The 17,689-nt window shown below is 40.4% G+C and carries 15 protein-coding genes; 14 read left to right on the forward strand and 1 reads right to left on the reverse strand.

Translation table 11 applies throughout. The features are described from left to right. Positions 1–125: 125 nt before the first annotated feature. The 9 genes from MKL51_RS13715 (at position 126) to MKL51_RS13755 (ending at position 9,708) form a co-directional block, all read left to right on the forward strand. Complete coding sequence (locus tag MKL51_RS13715; RefSeq protein ID WP_017481739.1) at positions 126–1,127, forward strand: sulfate ABC transporter substrate-binding protein; 1,002 nt, start codon at positions 126–128, stop codon at positions 1,125–1,127. Between the two features lie 231 nt (positions 1,128–1,358). Further along, positions 1,359–2,282 carry a 16S rRNA (cytosine(1402)-N(4))-methyltransferase RsmH gene (gene rsmH, locus MKL51_RS13720; RefSeq protein ID WP_017481738.1) on the forward strand — a complete coding sequence of 308 codons (924 nt, stop codon included), beginning with the start codon at positions 1,359–1,361 and terminating at the stop codon, positions 2,280–2,282. Then, positions 2,282–2,614 (forward strand): cell division protein FtsL, encoded by a 333-nt coding sequence (gene ftsL / locus MKL51_RS13725; RefSeq protein ID WP_002116847.1) that lies wholly within the window; start codon positions 2,282–2,284, stop codon positions 2,612–2,614. Before rsmH ends, ftsL begins: the two co-directional genes overlap by 1 nt. Before the next feature lie 11 nt (positions 2,615–2,625). Then, positions 2,626–4,458 carry a penicillin-binding protein PBP3 gene (gene ftsI / locus MKL51_RS13730; protein WP_002117016.1) on the forward strand — a complete coding sequence of 611 codons (1,833 nt, stop codon included), beginning with the start codon at positions 2,626–2,628 and terminating at the stop codon, positions 4,456–4,458. A gap of 3 nt (positions 4,459–4,461) precedes the next feature. Beyond that, positions 4,462–5,961, forward strand: a complete 1,500-nt coding sequence (locus MKL51_RS13735; RefSeq protein WP_017481737.1) for a UDP-N-acetylmuramoyl-L-alanyl-D-glutamate--2,6-diaminopimelate ligase — start codon at positions 4,462–4,464, stop codon at positions 5,959–5,961. 8 nt (positions 5,962–5,969) lie between these two features. After that, positions 5,970–7,370, forward strand: a complete 1,401-nt coding sequence (locus tag MKL51_RS13740; protein ID WP_017481736.1) for a UDP-N-acetylmuramoyl-tripeptide--D-alanyl-D-alanine ligase — start codon at positions 5,970–5,972, stop codon at positions 7,368–7,370. Beyond that, positions 7,371–8,489 (forward strand): phospho-N-acetylmuramoyl-pentapeptide-transferase, encoded by a 1,119-nt coding sequence (mraY, locus tag MKL51_RS13745; RefSeq protein WP_002116751.1) that lies wholly within the window; start codon positions 7,371–7,373, stop codon positions 8,487–8,489. A 59-nt stretch (positions 8,490–8,548) separates the two neighbouring features. Then, positions 8,549–8,881, forward strand: a complete 333-nt coding sequence (locus tag MKL51_RS13750) for a DUF7709 family protein (RefSeq protein ID WP_017481735.1) — start codon at positions 8,549–8,551, stop codon at positions 8,879–8,881. A 2-nt stretch (positions 8,882–8,883) separates the two neighbouring features. After that, entirely contained in the window at positions 8,884–9,708 is an 825-nt protein-coding gene (locus MKL51_RS13755) for a putative RNA methyltransferase (protein WP_081032088.1), read from the forward strand. Between the two features lie 54 nt (positions 9,709–9,762). On the opposite strand, the gene ponA is transcribed toward MKL51_RS13755, so the two are convergent. Beyond that, complete coding sequence (gene ponA, locus MKL51_RS13760; protein ID WP_017481733.1) at positions 9,763–12,324, reverse strand: penicillin-binding protein PBP1a; 2,562 nt, start codon at positions 12,322–12,324, stop codon at positions 9,763–9,765. A gap of 161 nt (positions 12,325–12,485) precedes the next feature. On the opposite strand from ponA, the gene MKL51_RS13765 reads away from it, so the two are divergent. The 5 genes from MKL51_RS13765 (at position 12,486) to pilQ (ending at position 17,689) form a co-directional block, all read left to right on the forward strand. Continuing rightward, positions 12,486–13,544, forward strand: coding sequence for a pilus assembly protein PilM (locus tag MKL51_RS13765; RefSeq protein WP_005067078.1), 1,059 nt, complete (start codon positions 12,486–12,488; stop codon positions 13,542–13,544). Beyond that, complete coding sequence (locus tag MKL51_RS13770) at positions 13,544–14,185, forward strand: PilN domain-containing protein (RefSeq protein ID WP_017481732.1); 642 nt, start codon at positions 13,544–13,546, stop codon at positions 14,183–14,185. Before MKL51_RS13765 ends, MKL51_RS13770 begins: the two co-directional genes overlap by 1 nt. Further along, complete coding sequence (locus MKL51_RS13775) at positions 14,182–14,961, forward strand: type 4a pilus biogenesis protein PilO (protein ID WP_017481731.1); 780 nt, start codon at positions 14,182–14,184, stop codon at positions 14,959–14,961. Before MKL51_RS13770 ends, MKL51_RS13775 begins: the two co-directional genes overlap by 4 nt. A gap of 11 nt (positions 14,962–14,972) precedes the next feature. After that, entirely contained in the window at positions 14,973–15,500 is a 528-nt protein-coding gene (locus MKL51_RS13780) for a pilus assembly protein PilP (protein WP_017481730.1), read from the forward strand. A 62-nt stretch (positions 15,501–15,562) separates the two neighbouring features. Beyond that, a complete protein-coding gene (gene pilQ, locus MKL51_RS13785) occupies positions 15,563–17,689 on the forward strand; it encodes a type IV pilus secretin PilQ (protein WP_017481729.1) in 2,127 nt (708 codons plus the stop codon).

The raw sequence follows: 17,689 nt of genomic DNA on the forward strand, positions 1-17,689 counted from the left end.
TAACTTAGACATTCTAAGCTATATATCTAAAAAAGATTAATAAAAAAGATATAAATATAAGTAATTGATTGTAAAAAATAAAATTAAAAATATAGTTAAACTAAAACGAATGGTGGATTTTGTAAATGAAAAAAATATCAATAATAGCTGTCGCTTTATATGTGGGAATAGCGACAACAGCGGCTCAAGCAGCGACCTCTTTTTTAAATGTTTCTTATGATCCGACTCGAGAGTTCTATCAAGAATATAACCAAGCATTTGGTAAATTTTGGAAACAGCGAACAGGGCAAGACGTTGAATTCAAACAGTCACATGGTGGATCTGGCAAACAAGCCCGCGCGGTAGCCACAGGACTTGAAGCTGATGTAGTAACGTTAGCATTAGCGAATGATATTGATGAGATTGTGAAAGCTGGGTTTATTCAGCCGAACTGGCAAAAAGAATTTCCAAATAATTCTGCCCCGTATACTTCGACTGTCGTGTTTCTAGTACGAAAAGGTAACCCAAAAAATATACGCGACTGGAATGATTTAACAAAACCAGGTGTGGAAATTATCACCCCTAACCCTAAAACAGGTGGTGCACCGCGTTGGATTTATCTTTCTGCATGGGGATATGCATTAAAACAGCCGGGTGGAAATGACACTAAGGCTCGAGAGTTGGTGAAAAAGCTTTATCACAATGTAAAAGTTCTAGATTCGGGAGCCCGTGGTTCACTTACGACATTTGCTGAACGTGGCATTGGTGATGTTTTGTTGTCTTGGGAAAATGAAGCTTTGTTGGCGACGAAAGGACCTGATAAGGATAAATATCAAATTGTTTATCCATCAGTTTCAATTTTGGCCGAACCATCCGTTGCGATTGTAGATAAAACTGTAGATAAAGATGGAAATAGGACCTTGGCAAAAGGTTATCTGAACTTTTTATATTCACCTTTAGGCCAAGAATTGGCTGCTAAACATTATTTCCGACCGCGTAATGCTCAAGTGGCTGCGAAATATGCAGCGCAATTTCCAAAAATTAAACTATTTACCATTAATGATGTGTTCGGTGGCTGGGCTAAAGCTCAGAAAACTCACTTTGCAAACGGTGCTATTTTTGATCAAATTTATGATGGCAAGCAGTAAATAAAATGATCTAAAAACAATAGTCCAAAAAGAAAACTTAGAAGTTAAATATTCATAAAGAAAGCAAGCAAACTTAAAAAAGTGAGCTTGCTTTCTTTTTTTGCTTAAAAAATGCTAACAAAACGGTTTTATCTATGAAAAATTAATATTTTCCTACAAAAAGCCGTTTGGCGTTGGTCATAAACAAGGTGATAATGTGCAGTTACATTTTTACGCAATGATTTAACACCTATGTCGCATATTTCTGTCTTACTTTTTGAGACCGTTGAGAGCTTATTGGCAGATCGCACAACAGGGGTGTATATCGATGCAACCTTCGGACGAGGTGGGCATACACGTTTATTGCTCTCGAAACTTGATGAAAATGCACGAGTATATGCATTTGATAAAGACCCTCAAGCTTTGGAAGTTGCAGCTGCTTTGGCGCAAGAAGACCCGAGATTTACCATTATTCATGCCAGTTTTGCTGATATTAAAGAAAAAATACAGGAAATTGGTGTGATGAGTGTTGATGGCATTATGGCTGACTTAGGGGTGTCATCTCCTCAACTCGATCAAGCTGAACGTGGTTTCAGTTTTATGCAGGATGGTCCTCTAGACATGCGAATGGATAATTCTAAGGGATTAACCGCAGCTGAGTGGTTACTTGAAATTGAAGAAGAACAATTAGCAAATATTATTTATCAATATGGCGAAGAACGTTATAGTCGACGTATTGCAAAAGCGATTAAACAAGCTGGAAGACTAGATACAACAGCCCAATTGGCAGAACTTGTTAAAACAGCTCATCCAAAGTGGGAAAAACATAAACATCCAGCAACACGTACATTTCAGGCAATTCGTATTGCTATTAATAAAGAACTAGATGATATTGAAGTATTTTTACCACAAGCTGTAGACTTACTAAAATCAAAAGGGCGTTTGTCTGTGATTAGCTTTCATTCTCTTGAAGATCGTTTAATCAAACAATTTATTCAAAAAGAATCGACTTTGGCAGAAGATATTGGCTGGGGAATGCCTCAGCAACAGGTAGATACAAGAAGGTTAAAGAAAATTTCACGGGTTCGTGCGAGTGAAGAAGAAGTAAAAGCGAACCCACGTTCACGTAGTGCATGGCTTCGGGTTGCTGAACGCTTGGAACAAAAAGGCGCGTAATGAAAAGCAGTGATGAAATTGAAACCACCGAAAATAAAGTGGTGAAAAAAGTTGTGGCATACACCGTATTAGTGGCGCTTGTTTTTATCAGTGCCATGATGGTGGTATTTCAAGTATTTGAATATCGTCATGATTATAGAGAGCTCAGCTCTTATATGCGTGAACGTGATGATCTCAATGCTGAATGGGGGCGTTTGCTTATTGAGCAACAAACCTTCGGTGCAACAGCACAGATTGGTACGCGTGCTGTAACTCAACTACGCATGTTTTCGCCACCTGCTGCAGAAACGGTGGTAATTTCTTTACCGATGACCTCAGAGCAAAATAAGTAAGGCCTTGCTGTATGGTAGATAAGCGAACAAAGCAAACACGGAAAAAACAGCAGTCTATTTCGGAAAAACCAACTCTTGCCTTCGATATGTGGCGGTTTTATCTGCTCTGGGCAACAGTACTGCTCTGTTTTGTTGTATTAATTGCACGTGCATTTTATGTGCAAGTGATTAATAAAGACTTTTTACAAAACAAGGCCAATGCCAATATTTTGCGTACGGAACGTATTGAGGCAATGCGTGGGGTTATTAGCGACCGTCATGGCGTGCCTTTGGCCATTAGTACGCCTATTATGAAAATTGTCATTGATCCACGTGATTACTTTGATACCAAGCATTTATATGACGAAATTACAGCGGAATTAAAAAAAGATCCAAATAATCGTAAGTTAAAACGACAATTACCAGATAAAAACCTAAATCTTGATGAGTTAGCGGATGTGGTTGGTTTAGATCGTGCAGATCTAAAAAAACAGATGAATGCGCGTCCACGTTCTCGTTATTTGGTTTTGAAAAAAGAAGTGCCGCCACAGCAGGCAGATCTCATTACAAAGGGTAACTTCCAAGGCGTTTATGCTGAGAAAACATATAAACGTTATTATCCTCAACCGCAGCCAAATGCTCAGATTATTGGTTTAACCAATAGTGAAGGCCAAGGGATTGAAGGCTTGGAAATGCAGTTGAATAAACAACTGTCTGGGGTAGATGGCGAACAAAAAATTATTCGTGATAAACGTGGTAACCGCTTAAAAGTTTCAGAGGTTATTCGTGAAGGTGAGCCAGGCGAAAACATCACTTTAAGTATCGACTCTCGTTTGCAATATATTATGTATCGTGAGTTGACTGCTGCTGGTGTCGCAAATAACGCCCGTTCGGCGACAGCAATTGCTGTAGATGTTAAAACAGGCGAAATTCTGGCTATGACCAGTTGGCCATCTTATAACCCGAATGATAAAAACGGTTTATCTAATAAAGATGCCATGCGTAACCGCGGTGCGATTGATATGTTCGAGCCGGGTTCTACCATGAAGCCTTTTACAGTTTCTGCTGCACTCGAAACTGGACAATATACCCCAAATACGATTGTCAATACTTCGCCAGGTTCAATGCGTTTAGGCTGGCATACCATTCGTGATACGCATAATTATGGTGCTTTGACTGTCAGTGGCGTAATTATTAAGTCATCAAACGTGGGTTCGGCAAAAATTGCGTTGTCACTTCCTAAGGAAACATTACCAAGCTTCTTTAACCGTGCTGGATTTGGTAAACGTTCTGCTGTGAAGTTTCCCGGTGAAAGCTCTGGTTTAGTACTTCCTGTAAGCAAGTTAAACTCTTCCCAAATTGGTACCATGGCTTATGGTTATGGTCTAAATGCAACTATTCTTCAGTTGGCGCAAGGCTATGCAATGCTTGCAAATCATGGGGTAAAAATGCCTCTAAGTTTGCATAAACTCGATCAAGCACCTAAAGGTGAGCAAGTTCTTGCTCCAAAAATTGCTGATCAGGTTTTGCTTATGCTTGAGCAGGTGACGATGCCAGGCGGTACTGCAAAGCAAGCTAATATTCCGGGTTATCGCGTTGGTGGTAAAACAGGTACAGCTCATAAACTTCGTGCAGACCGTAAAGGTTATTCAAATAATGAATACCGTGCTTTATTTGCAGGTGTAGCTCCGATTAGTGATCCTCGTTTAGCGGTTATTGTAGTTGTTGAAAACCCACAAGGCCGTTATTACGGTGGTTTGGTTGCTGCCCCTGTTTTTGCACGCATTATGCAAGAATCATTGCGCTTAATGAATGTGCCGCTTGATAAGCCCCTTGATACTCCAGAAAATCCTATTCGCAGGTAAGCTATGTCTGTTTCTTTCCAAGAGATTAATCCAGTCGAGATCGATGCACAGTGGTCTAAACAGCCTTTTCAAGGCTTTAGTTTAGACAGCCGTAAGGTTGTGTCAGGCCAGATCTTTATCGCTTTGACCAGTTATAGCCAACCTGAAAAAACACGCGCTTTTGCTGAGTCAGCTTTAGCTAATGGTGCACTTGCTATTATTAGCGAAACTGAGTTGGGCGTAGCAAATGAGTGGGTGTGTTCTGATGTGCGTCAACGTATGGGTGAGTGGCAAGAACGTTATTTACAGCGTATAGATCCCGCAGTACCAGTGCGTATTATTGCAGTGACTGGTACAAATGGTAAAACCACAATTTCGCGTCTAGTGGCTGAATTAATTAGTTCACAACAACAGCGCTGTGCTGTGATGGGCACTACAGGCAATGGTATTTTACCAGACTTAACACCATCAACTCACACTACGCTTGATGCTTTACAACTGCAAAATGCATTGCATGAGTATGCAAAACAAGATGCGACTTTTGCTTCTTTAGAGGCAAGCTCACATGGTTTGGAACAAGGTCGTTTGAATGGTTGTGCGATTGAGATTGCTGTTTATAGCAATTTGAGTCGTGACCATCTGGATTACCACGGCACTTTAGAGGCTTACGCAGAAGCGAAGGCTCTTTTATTCCGTTTTAGCTCTTTAAAAGTAGCCGTTATTAATTTAGATGATGAGCATGCAGCTCTCATGATTAATGCAGCAAAGCAAAATCCTGCTCAACCGAAAATTTTAACGTATTCACTTACTCAAAATACTGCTGATTATTATATTACTGACCTGAGTTACAGTTTAGCAGGAGCGACATTTAATTTAGTGAGCCCGCAAGGTTCTTTTGCTGTGCAAAGTCCATTGTTAGGGCATTTTAATGTCGAAAACTTGGTTGCAGCACTTATTGCTGCTGAGCAAGCAGGTTTTGATTTAGAACCATTAGTTAGTTTTGTTCCTAAACTAATTGGTGCCCCAGGTCGAATGCAAGTTATTCGTGATGGTGAGCGTTTATTTGTTGTTGATTATGCGCATACACCAGATGCATTAATTCAAGTGCTTAAAACCTTAAAACGTCATGTGTCTAATCAACTTTGGGCTGTATTTGGGTGTGGCGGGGACCGCGATCGCGGTAAGCGCCCATTAATGACTCAAGCAGCTTTAGACGGCGCAAATCCAGTTATTTTGACGTCGGATAACCCAAGAACAGAAGACCCTGAACAAATTTTTGCTGACATGAAGCAAGGAATCGACTTTTCAGGGCACCGTATGCATGAAATTCATGACCGCCGTGAAGCAATTAAATTTGTTGCACAGCAGGCTCAGGCTGGTGATATTGTTGTAATTGCCGGTAAAGGACATGAAAATTATCAAGAAATTAATGGCGTACGTCACTGGTTTGATGATGTTGTTGAAGTGCGTTCTGCGATTGATGCACAACATCACACTGTAGACGCTGCTTACCCTGCACAATAGGACAAATTATGCATACTTCAACCACCAGTACCGTGCCTTTGGAACCGTGGACAGCTCAACAATTACAACAGGCAACACAGGGTTACTGGCATAAAGACCAAATCCCTCAAACTGAAATTAAACGTATTTTGACTGACTCGCGTCATGCAGAAAGTGGGGATGCCTTTTTAGCACTAAAAGGTGAACGTTTCGACGCGCATAATTTTGTCGCGCAAGTGGCTGCAAATGGTTGCCAAGTCGCTATTGTCGAGCGGCCTATAGATGCAGAAATTGCTCAGCTTGTAGTTGCCGATACCCGATTGGCTTTAGGGCAACTCGGCGCTTATCGCCGTGAGCAAAACTCACAATTAAAGGTGATTGCCTTAACGGGAAGTAGTGGTAAAACTACAACCAAAGAAATGCTGGGAAGTATATTGTCGCGCTTAGCACCGACACTAATCACCCGAGGCAATTTAAATAATGACCTTGGTGTACCAATGATGTTGCTAGAGCTTCGCAAAGAACATCAATATGCGGTAATGGAGTTGGGTGCAAGCCATCAAGGCGAGATTGATTACACATCAAAACTCGTTCAGCCTCATGTTGCGGGCATATTAAATATTGGTACAGCTCATTTAGGTGAATTTGGTGGCCGTGAAGGTATTTGCCGCGCAAAATCGGAAATTTATCGTCACATTTTACCAAATGGCGTTGCAATCGTGCCGCAACAAGATGACTTCACTGCCGAAATTCTTGATGCTGCGAAAGCTCATCGTATTTCTACATTTGGTGTAGGAGGTGATGTCTATGCAACAGATGTGGAGTTATTGCCTCAATCAACGAATTTTAGCCTTCATACACCACAAGGTAGCAGTGCAGTTAAGCTTCCTTTTGCGGGTGAGCATAATGTTCAAAATGCGACCGCAGCTGTAGCTTTTGCTTTAGCAATTGGTATTGGACTAGAAGATATTGTCCAAGGACTAGAGCAAGCTCAGGGAGCGAAAGGTCGTCTTAACTTTATTCAAAAGTCACCTTACTTATTTATTGATGATACCTACAATGCCAATCCGACTTCTATGCGCGCTGCTGCACAAGTGTTGTTGCAGCAACAAGGCGTAAAAGTGATGGTCATGGGGGATATTGGTGAGTTAGGTGATAGCAGTTGGCAAGAGCATCATGATTTAGGTCGTGATCTTGCCGAACTTCCTTTAGATCATATTATTGCAGTTGGACAGTTCGCTCCAGCTGCTCTCGAGGGTGCAGACTCTCATTCTAATAAAGTGAAAGCATTTCAGACACAAGCTGAGGCGCTTCCATTTTTAATCAATCTAATCCAAACACATCAACCCCAGTCCATGAGTTTCCTGTTTAAAGGTTCTCGCTTTACTCATATGGAAACGTTGATGGCTGATTTGATGGAGAAACTTTAAATGCTGTTATGGTTGTTTGAACAACTTGCGGGCTATCACAGCTCGTTTCAGGTCGTTCGTTATTTAACATTACGTTCTTTACTCAGTGTATTAACTTCACTGACCATTGGTCTGGTCCTTGGGCCGATCATGATTCGTAAATTACAAGCGTTAAAATACGGTCAGGCAGTAAGTTCGTTTGCTCCTGAAAATCATGCTAAAAAAATGGGTACACCAACGATGGGCGGAATTTTAATTCTGCTTTCAATTGGTATTAGTACTTTACTATGGGCTGACTTATCTAACCCTTATGTCTGGATTGTGCTTGGTGTAATGGTTGTATTCGGTGCTGTAGGCTGGGCAGATGACTGGATTAAAATTCGCTATAAAGACAATGCGGGTTTACCTGCACGTAAGAAGTTTTTCTGGACTTCTGTTGCATCGCTGGGTGCTGGTATTGCGTTATATTTAATCGCAACTCAACAGTCCAATGCAGAACATACCGCAAACATGCTGGATTTATTGATTCCATTCTTTAAGAATCTTTCAATTCCACTCTCAATTGTTCCTTTAGGTTTGGCATTTATTGTATTTACCTATCTGGTGATTAATGGTGCTTCTAACGCAGTTAACTTAACAGATGGTTTAGATGGATTGGCAATCATGCCAGTTGTCATGGTGGCTACAGGTTTGGGCGTATTTGCTTACTTGTCTGGTGACATCCGTTTCGCTAACTATTTACATATTCCATATGTGAAATATACCTCTGAACTCGTAGTAATCTGTTCTGCCATGATTGGTGCAGGTTTGGCATTCCTTTGGTATAACGCGCATCCTGCTCAAGTATTTATGGGTGATGTCGGTGCTTTAGCTTTAGGTGCGATGCTTGGAACAATTGCAGTTATGGTTCGTCAAGAAATCGTATTTGCAATTATGGGGGGTGTATTTGTAATGGAGGCAGTATCTGTATTCTTACAAATCGGCTCTTTGCGTATGCGTAATAAACGTGTGTTCTTAATGGCGCCGCTGCATCATCACTATGAAAAGCAGGGCTGGAAAGAAACGCAAGTTGTGATCCGTTTTTGGATTATTACAATTATATTAGTAGTTTTAGGTCTAATGACTTTAAAATTGCGATAGATCTTATTTTAGTGTCAATATAAAGCCAGTTCTACTGGCTTTTTTTATTGGAGAGGTGAATGACAAAAGTTGCTGGTCTAGACCAATTATCTGTGATTAATCAAAAAGTAGTTGGAGAGGGCGAAGTATTACCTCAAGTTGTACTTAAAGATGGAAGTCAGGTGCAAACAGGAACTGTAGCGACAATGTTGCACAATATTGAATTATATAATGCTGGGCAAAGAGGACAAATTGAGGAAGAGCTAAAGATCGCAATTCCAACTTTAGTCAAGGTAGGTCTGTTTGATTTGTTTCAGGTCGATGAATGGATTAATGGAACAAATGCAGGCCGTACCTTTGTTGGGCTGCACGCAAAGGCTTATTTACAACAGAAAGAACAAGAGAATAATTAAACGTGGCTAAGCAAATTTTAATGTGTCCTGTGTGCCGTCAGCCTTTAAATTTAACTGAACGAACTTGGCGATGTGAGCAAGGACATAGTTATGATGTAGCTAAACAAGGCTATGTCAATTTACATGTGGTGCAACATAAACATAGTAAAAACCCAGGGGATACACCCGAGTCAGTAGATGCGCGACGAGCTTTTTTGCAAGGTGGTTATTATCAGCCTTTACAGCAAGCTGTAGTCGCTTTATTAAAGCAACTAGATGTAAAGTCAATACTCGATATTGGATGTGGTGAGGGCTACTATACAAGTGCTATGCAGCAAGTCGTTGAGCAGTGTGTTGGTGTTGATATTGCAAAAACTGCTGTACAGCGCGCAGCAAAGCTCAATCCTAAAGTAACTTGGGTGGTGGGAACAGGGGCGACTTTACCAGTGCTAGATCAGAGTATGGATGCTTGCACCAGTTTATTTAGCCCGATTCCGCAAACAGAAATTGCACGTGTTTTAAAAGATGATGGTTATTTAATTGTTGTTACGCCTGCTTCTGAACATTTGTATGCAATGCGTGAGGCTTTATTTGAGCAAGTTAATCCTCACACACCAGAAAAGTTTGTAGAGCAACTACAAGATTTGTTTGAATTAAAGCAAGAGCAAATTATTGATGCGCCTTTTGTGCTCGATCAACAAGCCCTAAAGAATCTGATTGCTATGACACCTTATGCTTATAAAGCTTCTCCAGAGCGTCGCTTGCAGTTAGAGCAGCAATTGCAATTAGAAGTAACGGCATCATTTCAAATTTATATCTTTCAGAAGCACAATAAAAAAGCCATCTAACGATCTATTTTAAGAGCGCAAAAAAGAAGCCATCTGATGATGGCTTCTTTTTTGCTATTCAATCTGATTAATCAGATTTTCTAATTCATCTTTTTCTCGCTTAGGAGCGGACTCCTGTGAAGGTCTCATGGCAGGAGGCGCAGCTTTTGACGGAATAATAATTTCTTCACCTGGTAAATCGGAAAAGTCATTGTCATTGCTTAATTTTGGTTGTGGCGGTGCTGGTCGATAAAGCGGACGTGCTAGTGGTGGAGCCGCACGATAAGTTTTCTTATCAGCTACTTCTGTTACGGTTTCTTGTTGGTCACGTGAAATAGGACCTTTAGCATCTTTATCTAAACGGACCCAAGCTGCTGGCGTACCTTGCAATGCTTGACCCATAAAGTTAATCCAGATCGGCAATGCAGCAATACCACCATATTCACGACGGCCAAGCGTAGTCGGTTGGTCAAATCCAACCCATGCTACGGTCACTAACTTGCCATTGAAGCCTGCAAACCATGCATCTTTTGCATCATTCGTAGTACCAGTTTTACCACCTAAGTCACTACGGCCAATTTTAAGTGCAGCACGACCTGTACCATGCTCGATTACATCACGTAAGATGTTCGCCATATCATAAGCAGAGCTTGATTTTAAAATACGTTGAGCTTGGCGATATTGACTGTTGTTTTTGTCAGTCTGTTTAAGATTAAGCTGCTTAGCTGCGTTTTCTTTCTGTTCTATGTCTTTATTCGTAACTTCAATGACTTCATCATCAGTCGTTGTAGGTTTTTGTTCATCACCAGTCGTGTCAGGTGCATTAATACATGGAATACATGCGTATTCTGGTTTGGCTTCATAAATGACTTTGCCGTAAGCATCTTCAATACGTTGAATGAAATGCGGTTGAACACGGTAGCCGCCGTTTGCAAACGTTGCATAACCAGTTGCCATTTGAATTGGTAATACTTGAGGAGTACCTAAGGCAATGGTGTAGTTACGAGGAATTTGATCTTCTTGTAAACCAAAATCCATAAATAATTGGCGAGTACGTTCAATCCCTACTGTTTGTAGAAGTCTTACTGATACGGTGTTACGAGACAAATATAAAGCACGACGTAATGGGATCATACCTAAGTAACGGCCATCAGAGTTTCGTGGTGTCCATTTGCCAATCGTAATTGGGCTATCATTCACCATGCTATACGGGGTCATACCTCTTTCTAATGCTAAAGCATAGAGGAATGGCTTGATTGTAGAACCCGGTTGACGCCAGCCTTGTAAGGCGCGGTTAAATTTTGATTGATAGAAGTTATAGCCGCCTACGATTGCTTCAATTGAACCATCATTAGGGTTAATTGCAATGAGTTGACCTTGAACTTTTGGAACCTGAATTAAAGACCATGCTGTTTTATTATCGTTTGGGCGTAAACGAACAATATCTTTAACTTTAACAATTTGGGACGCACGTGAAGGAGCGCCACCTACGCTATTTGCATTGCGATAGGGGCGTGCCCATGACATGCCGGACCACTGAACCGTAACGGTTGAGCCATCTTGCATTAATGCTTCAAAAGAGCTGCTATTTACCTTAGTAACTTGTGCAGGATAGGTGTTGGCATATGCTCTAAATTCAGTTAACGGTTTGTCATGTGCTTCTGCACCACGCCAGCCATGGCGACGGTCATAAGCTTCAAGGCCATCTTGCACAGCTTTTTCTGCAATCGCTTGGCGTTTAGCATTAATTGTTGTGTAGACTTTATAGCCAGAATCAATGGCTTGTTCACCAAAATGCTTTACAAGTTCTGAACGAACCATTTCCCCAGCATAGGGATGAATATTATTTAAATCCCGATTGGGCATATTTAAATTGATCGGCTCTGCAACTGCTTTTTGATATTCTGCTTGAGAAATATAACCCAGCTGTAACATACGGCCTAAAATCCAGTTGCGTCGTTCGAGTGCGCGCTCAGGATTAACTACAGGGTTATATTTAGAAGGTGCTTTTGGCAAACCTGCGATCATTGCCATTTGAGCAATGCTGAGCTCATTAATGCTTTTGTTATAATAAATTTTAGCTGCTGCCGCGATACCATACGCATTTTTCCCTAAGAAGATTTTATTCACATAGAGACTGAGAATTTCTTCTTTAGACAAATTTTGCTCAATTTTTCGAGCCAAAAAGATTTCGGTTATTTTACGTTTTAGAGTTCTTTCTGGACTCAAATAATAGTTCTTTGCAACTTGCATGGTGATCGTTGAACCACCAGTTTGCACATCTGAACCCGTCACACTTTCGCTCAAAGCACGACCTAAACCTTTAAAACTGATCCCGCTATGTTCAAAGAAAGAAGAGTCTTCTGCTGCTAAAAATGCATGAATAAAAGCAGGGGGAATTTGTTTGTATTCAACCGGAATAGAAAGCTTACCACCGTACTCGGCAATCAGTTGATTGTCTGAAGTGTAGACCTGTAATGGTTTTAAGAGGGGAGCTTTTTTTAGTGAACTCATTTCTGGAAGCGATGGGGCGATATAGAGATACATGCCATAAAAGCCCATCGGAAGTGAGACTAAGATAATAATAATGATCAAAAAAATTGGACGCACGAAGCCCAAACTGGATAGCTTTTTCATGATAAGTAAGCTTTAATAAGATCGAATACAAACTAATTGTGGTCAGTATAGCCTTTAGACATGCGGATTGTTAGATGAGATATTGTATCCGTGTAAAAATAAAGACCTAGATTATTGGTTTGTAATTTTTTTTGGGGATAAAAAAATAATAGGACAATAGTGTGCTCAGGTTATATCGTAAACCGAATAAGGGGTTAATGGGCGTCGATATTAGTTCGACTTCTGTTAAGTTGTTAGAGCTCTCTGTTAAGAACGGTAAATATTGGGTAGAAAGCTATGCTTTAACGCCTTTACCTGAGAACAGTGTAGTTGAAAAAAATATCTTGAATCCAGAAGCAGTTGCAGAAGCTTTGGAACGGGCGATGAATTTAGCAAATCCCCACACCACTAATGCTGCAATTGCTGTTCCAACATCGACGGTTATTCATAAAACTATCGAAATGGATGCAGATATGAACGATGATGAACGTGAAGTTCAGATTCGATTAGATGCGGAGCAATATATACCGTTCCCTTTAGATGAGGTGAGCCTTGATTTTGAGGTTTTACCAGATCGACTGCCGAATCCAAATCGTGTGAATGTACTTTTAGTCGCAACACGAACAGAAAATGTTGAAACACGCGTAGAAGTACTGGAACTGGTTGATTTAACGCCTAAGCTTGCTGATGTTGAAAGTTATGCTGTCGAGCGTGCTTTTAGTGTGTTTGCTGATAGCTTACCCATGGGTGCAAATACCATTGGTATTTTAGATATTGGCCATACCATGACCACATTATCGGTTATGCAAAATGGCAAAATCATTTATACCCGTGAACAAGTCTTTGGCGGTAAACAGCTTACTTTGGAAATTCAAAGCCGTTACGGTTTGTCATTAGAAGAAGCGGGACGCGCTAAAAAAGAACGTTCTTTGCCAGATGATTATGACATCGAAATCTTAGAACCATTTTTAGATGCTGTAGTTCAGCAAGCTGCTAGATCTCTACAATTTTTCTTCTCTTCATCCCAATTCAATGAAATTGACCATATTTTGCTAGCGGGTGGCAATGCCAACATTCCAGGGCTTGCTAAATTGTTGCAGCAGAAACTCGGTTACCGAGTCACTATTGCCAATCCATTTTTACAAATGGGTTTCTCTCCTCAAGTCGACGTTCAAAAAATTGAAAATGATGCTTCTTCATTAATGGTGGCATGTGGCTTGGCTTTAAGGAGTTTTGATTAATGGCAACAATTAATTTACTCCCTTGGCGTGATGGGCTTAGGGAGCAGCGTAAAAAACAATTTATTATTTTATGTTTTGGGGTCGTTGTTTTGGGGATAACCACTGTATTTGCAGGGTGGTTTTATTTGAATCAAAAATTAAATGATCAAGAACAAGCAAATCAGCTCATCATCAGTACAAACCAGAATCTAGATCAACAACTTAAAACCTTAAATGGCTTGCAAGAACAGCGCGATGCAATTATTGAGCGTATGAAGCTCATTCAAGGTTTGCAAAGCCAGCGTCCGGTCGTTGTACGTTTGGTGGATGAATTAGTACGTGTGACCCCGGCAGCCATGTATTTGACTAAATTCAGTCGAACCGGAGATAAATTTACGATTGAAGGTAAAGCGGAAAGTCCAAATACGGTTGCAGAATTATTACGTAATCTCGAAGCATCGCCATGGTATCGCAACGCTTTTATGAGTTCTTTCTTGGTGACCGAAGAGAAAAAAGATAAGGCTATCAGTTCTTTGCTTCCTAGAGTTGAAGATAGCTATGGCAGTTTTGTTGTTACTGTTGATGTAGGGGAAATGGGTGTGACTACAACAGATGATACCGCCAATACGTCTGTAGGTACGGATAAGGAGGCGGCAAAATGAGTCCTGATGAACTTCATGAGCTGTCTTTAGAACAAGCTCCATCTAAGAAAAAAAAGATCACCTTAGAAAAATTTCTTCAGCAATTTAACACGCTCGACATGAACAGTTATGGCAGCTGGCCATTATCTGTGAAAATTACGTGTTGGATTTTTATTTTCTTTGCTGTACTGGTTTTAGGGTATTTTGTTGCTATTCAACCAAAGCTACAAGCAATTGATAATGCTCAAGCACAAGAAAGTAATTTATTAAATGAGTTTCGAGAAAAAGACTCAAAATTACGCAACTTGCAGCAATACCAGCTTCAGCTTCAAGAGATGCAAGCCAACTTCAATCAGCAGTTAGAACAATTGCCAAAAGAAACCGAAATTCCAAGTTTAGTTGAAGATATTAACTTAACGGGGGTGAATTCTGGTCTGAAGTTTAAAAATATCCGCTTAGAAGATGAAGTGAAGCAGGAAATTTTTATTGAACAGCCTATTACTATCGAAGCAACTGGGGATTATCACGCTTTCGGTGCTTTTGTTAGCAGTATTGCGGCATTACCACGTATTGTGACAATGCATGATTTTGTTGTTGACGCTGCTCCTATTAAGGATGGTAAATCAGATATTCCTGTGCTTAATTATTCTATTAAAGCAAAAACTTATCGCTATATGGGTGCGGTTGAAAACCAAAATAATAGTGATCCTCAAGTGATAAATGGTGAAAGTCAGATAAACGCCTCCGATAGCCGTAATGTACATATTCCTTCTATAAAGAAGTCAAAGCGAAAGTAGGAGGATAACTAATGAAACTAAAGAAAATTTTACTTTCTCTGGGGATAGGCTTGGTTTTGGTTGGATGCGACTCTAGAATCGACGCCGTAAATCAGCAAATGGCCGATATACGTAATCAGCCACCACAAGCCATAGAACCAGCGCCTGTTTTTACGCCTGTGCCACAATTTAATTATGCAGCCCATCAGTTAAAGAGCCCATTTTTACCAAGCTCACTTGCTGCTGAGCTCAAAATTATGGCGGGGAAACGAGTATATCCGAATTTCTCACGAGCACCACAGCCACTCGAAAGCTATGCATTAGAGTCCTTAAATATGAAAGGAAGTATGCGTAACAGCCGCGGGCAAGTCATGGCTCTGATCCAAACACCTGATCAACAAATTGAGCGAGTGCAGGTAGGGAACTATATCGGGATGAATCAAGGTCGGATTACCCATATTGGTCCTACTCAGATTGATTTGGTGGAGATTGTCCCTGATGGGCGAGAAGGCTATGTGGAGAGACCAAGAACCTTAGTGTTAATTGGACCCGCACCCTAAAATTTAGGGAATAACAAAGAAAAAATTATTTTTAAAGATTATTTATTGGGGATGGTTAGACAATGAATCACGTATTCCGTCAGTTTTCTATGGGAGCTGTGGCGATTGCAATTATGCAGGTTGCGTCTGCACAGGTCAGCATGACTAATATTGTACCGACGCAAATAGCGGGTCAGGGAACAGAAATTCGAGTGATATTTAATGGCTTGCCACCGCAACCACAGGCATATCAGCTTGAGAATCCTTCACGTTTGATTTTAGACTTTAATAAAGCGCAGCAGAATTTAACACAGTCAAAAGTAGCGATTGGAACGAATGAAGCGAGTTCGGTCGATGTAAGCTCCGATGATCAGCGTTCACGTTTAACTGTTAATTTGAAAGAGGCAGGTGCTTTTACAACTCGTATTGAAGGCAACACTTTTATTTTAAAGATTAATTCTGCGCAGGTTGTAGCTAAACCTGTATCAGCAAGTGCAATGCAAATCCAAGGTGTTTCAAACATCGGCTTCCAACGCGGTAGTCAAGGGGAAGGTCTTATTGTTATTGACCTGTTGGGGAGTAATACCCCTGTTGATGTGCAACAACAAGGCAGCAAAGTTGTAGTAAAAACTTTGGGTTCTAAAATTCCTACTCATTTAGCTAAGCGCTTAAATGTAAATGATTTTGCAACGCCTGTTTCGACCATTGAATCTTATAATGATAAAGGCAACGGTGTTATTACGATTCAATCTACTGGTAGCTATGAATATATGGCTTATCAGGCGGAAAATAAATTAACCATCAGTCTCAAGCGTCCTCAAGATAAAATTGTAAACACTTCATCTAAACCATCTAATTATTCTGGTAATAAGCTTTCTCTTGATTTTCAAGATATTGAAGTTCGTCGCGTTTTACAATTACTTGCTGATTTTACTGGCATTAATATGGTTGCGGCTGACAGTGTGCAAGGTAACATCACTTTGCGTTTAAAAGATGTTCCATGGGATCAGGCACTTGATATTATTTTAAAAACTAAAAATTTAGATAAACGCAGAAATGGTAATGTAATTTGGATTGCTCCAGTTGCGGAACTGATCAAGGCAGAAGACGATGAGGCAAAAGCTTTAGCACAAACTATTAAATTAGCACCGATCCAAACAGATTATATTCGTTTGAATTATGCAAAAGCAGCAGATGTCCTTAAACTAATTGAAGAGACTCGTGATGGCAAGACAGCTGTCGCAAATCGTACAGCAGGTTCAGACTCTCTTGCTTTAGAAAGCTTATTAAGCTCAAGAGGTAGTGCTGTTGCCGATACGCGTACTAATACTTTGATTGTAAATGATACAGCCCAAAATATTGATAAAGTTCGTAAAATGATTGATTTGATTGATGTACAGATCAAACAAGTCATGGTGGAAGCTCGAATTGTAAGAGCCTCTACTTCTTTTACTAAAGAGCTCGGTGTTAAATGGGGAATATTATCGCAAGGGATTACCAACAATAATAATTTATTAGTTGGTGGTAGCGAAACGACCTTATGGAATTTACGAGAGCCCAAAAAGGATGAGACTACGGGTGGTTATAAATACACGATTGAACGTCCAGATAACTTAAATGTCGATTTAGGTGTAACCAATCCGGCTGGAAGTATTGCCTTTGGCTTGATTAGTATGTCTGATTTTATGCTTGATCTCGAACTTTCTGCATTACAAGCTGATGGTTATGGTGAGGTGATTTCTACACCTAAAGTGATGACCGCAGATAAACAACCTGCGAGAGTGGCAACAGGTCAACAAGTTCCTTATCAAACCACGACGAATTCTGCTGCGGGTGCCACAGCAAGTACATCATTTAAAGATGCACTATTAAGCCTAGATGTTACCCCGAGCATTACGCCTGACGGTAAAATTCAAATGAAATTGGATATTTCTAAGGATTCTGTAGCTGGCGAAGCACCTAATGGTGAATTAATTTTAAATAAAAATAATATTAATACCAATGTACTCGTTAATAATGGTGAGACAGTCATTTTAGGAGGGGTGTTTGAGCAGACTACTTCTAATTCACAAACCAAGGTTCCTTTCTTTGGAGACATTCCTGTCGTTGGGCGTTTATTTAGAAAAGATGTGAAATCTGATGATAAGCAAGAGTTACTGATTTTCGTTACGCCACGAATTGTTAATGACACTTTGGTGAGAAATCATTAA

Origin of the sequence: Acinetobacter sp. AOR18_HL, from assembly GCF_027855145.1 — a bacterium.
Taxonomy (GTDB): Bacteria; Pseudomonadota; Gammaproteobacteria; order Pseudomonadales; family Moraxellaceae; genus Acinetobacter; species Acinetobacter pittii.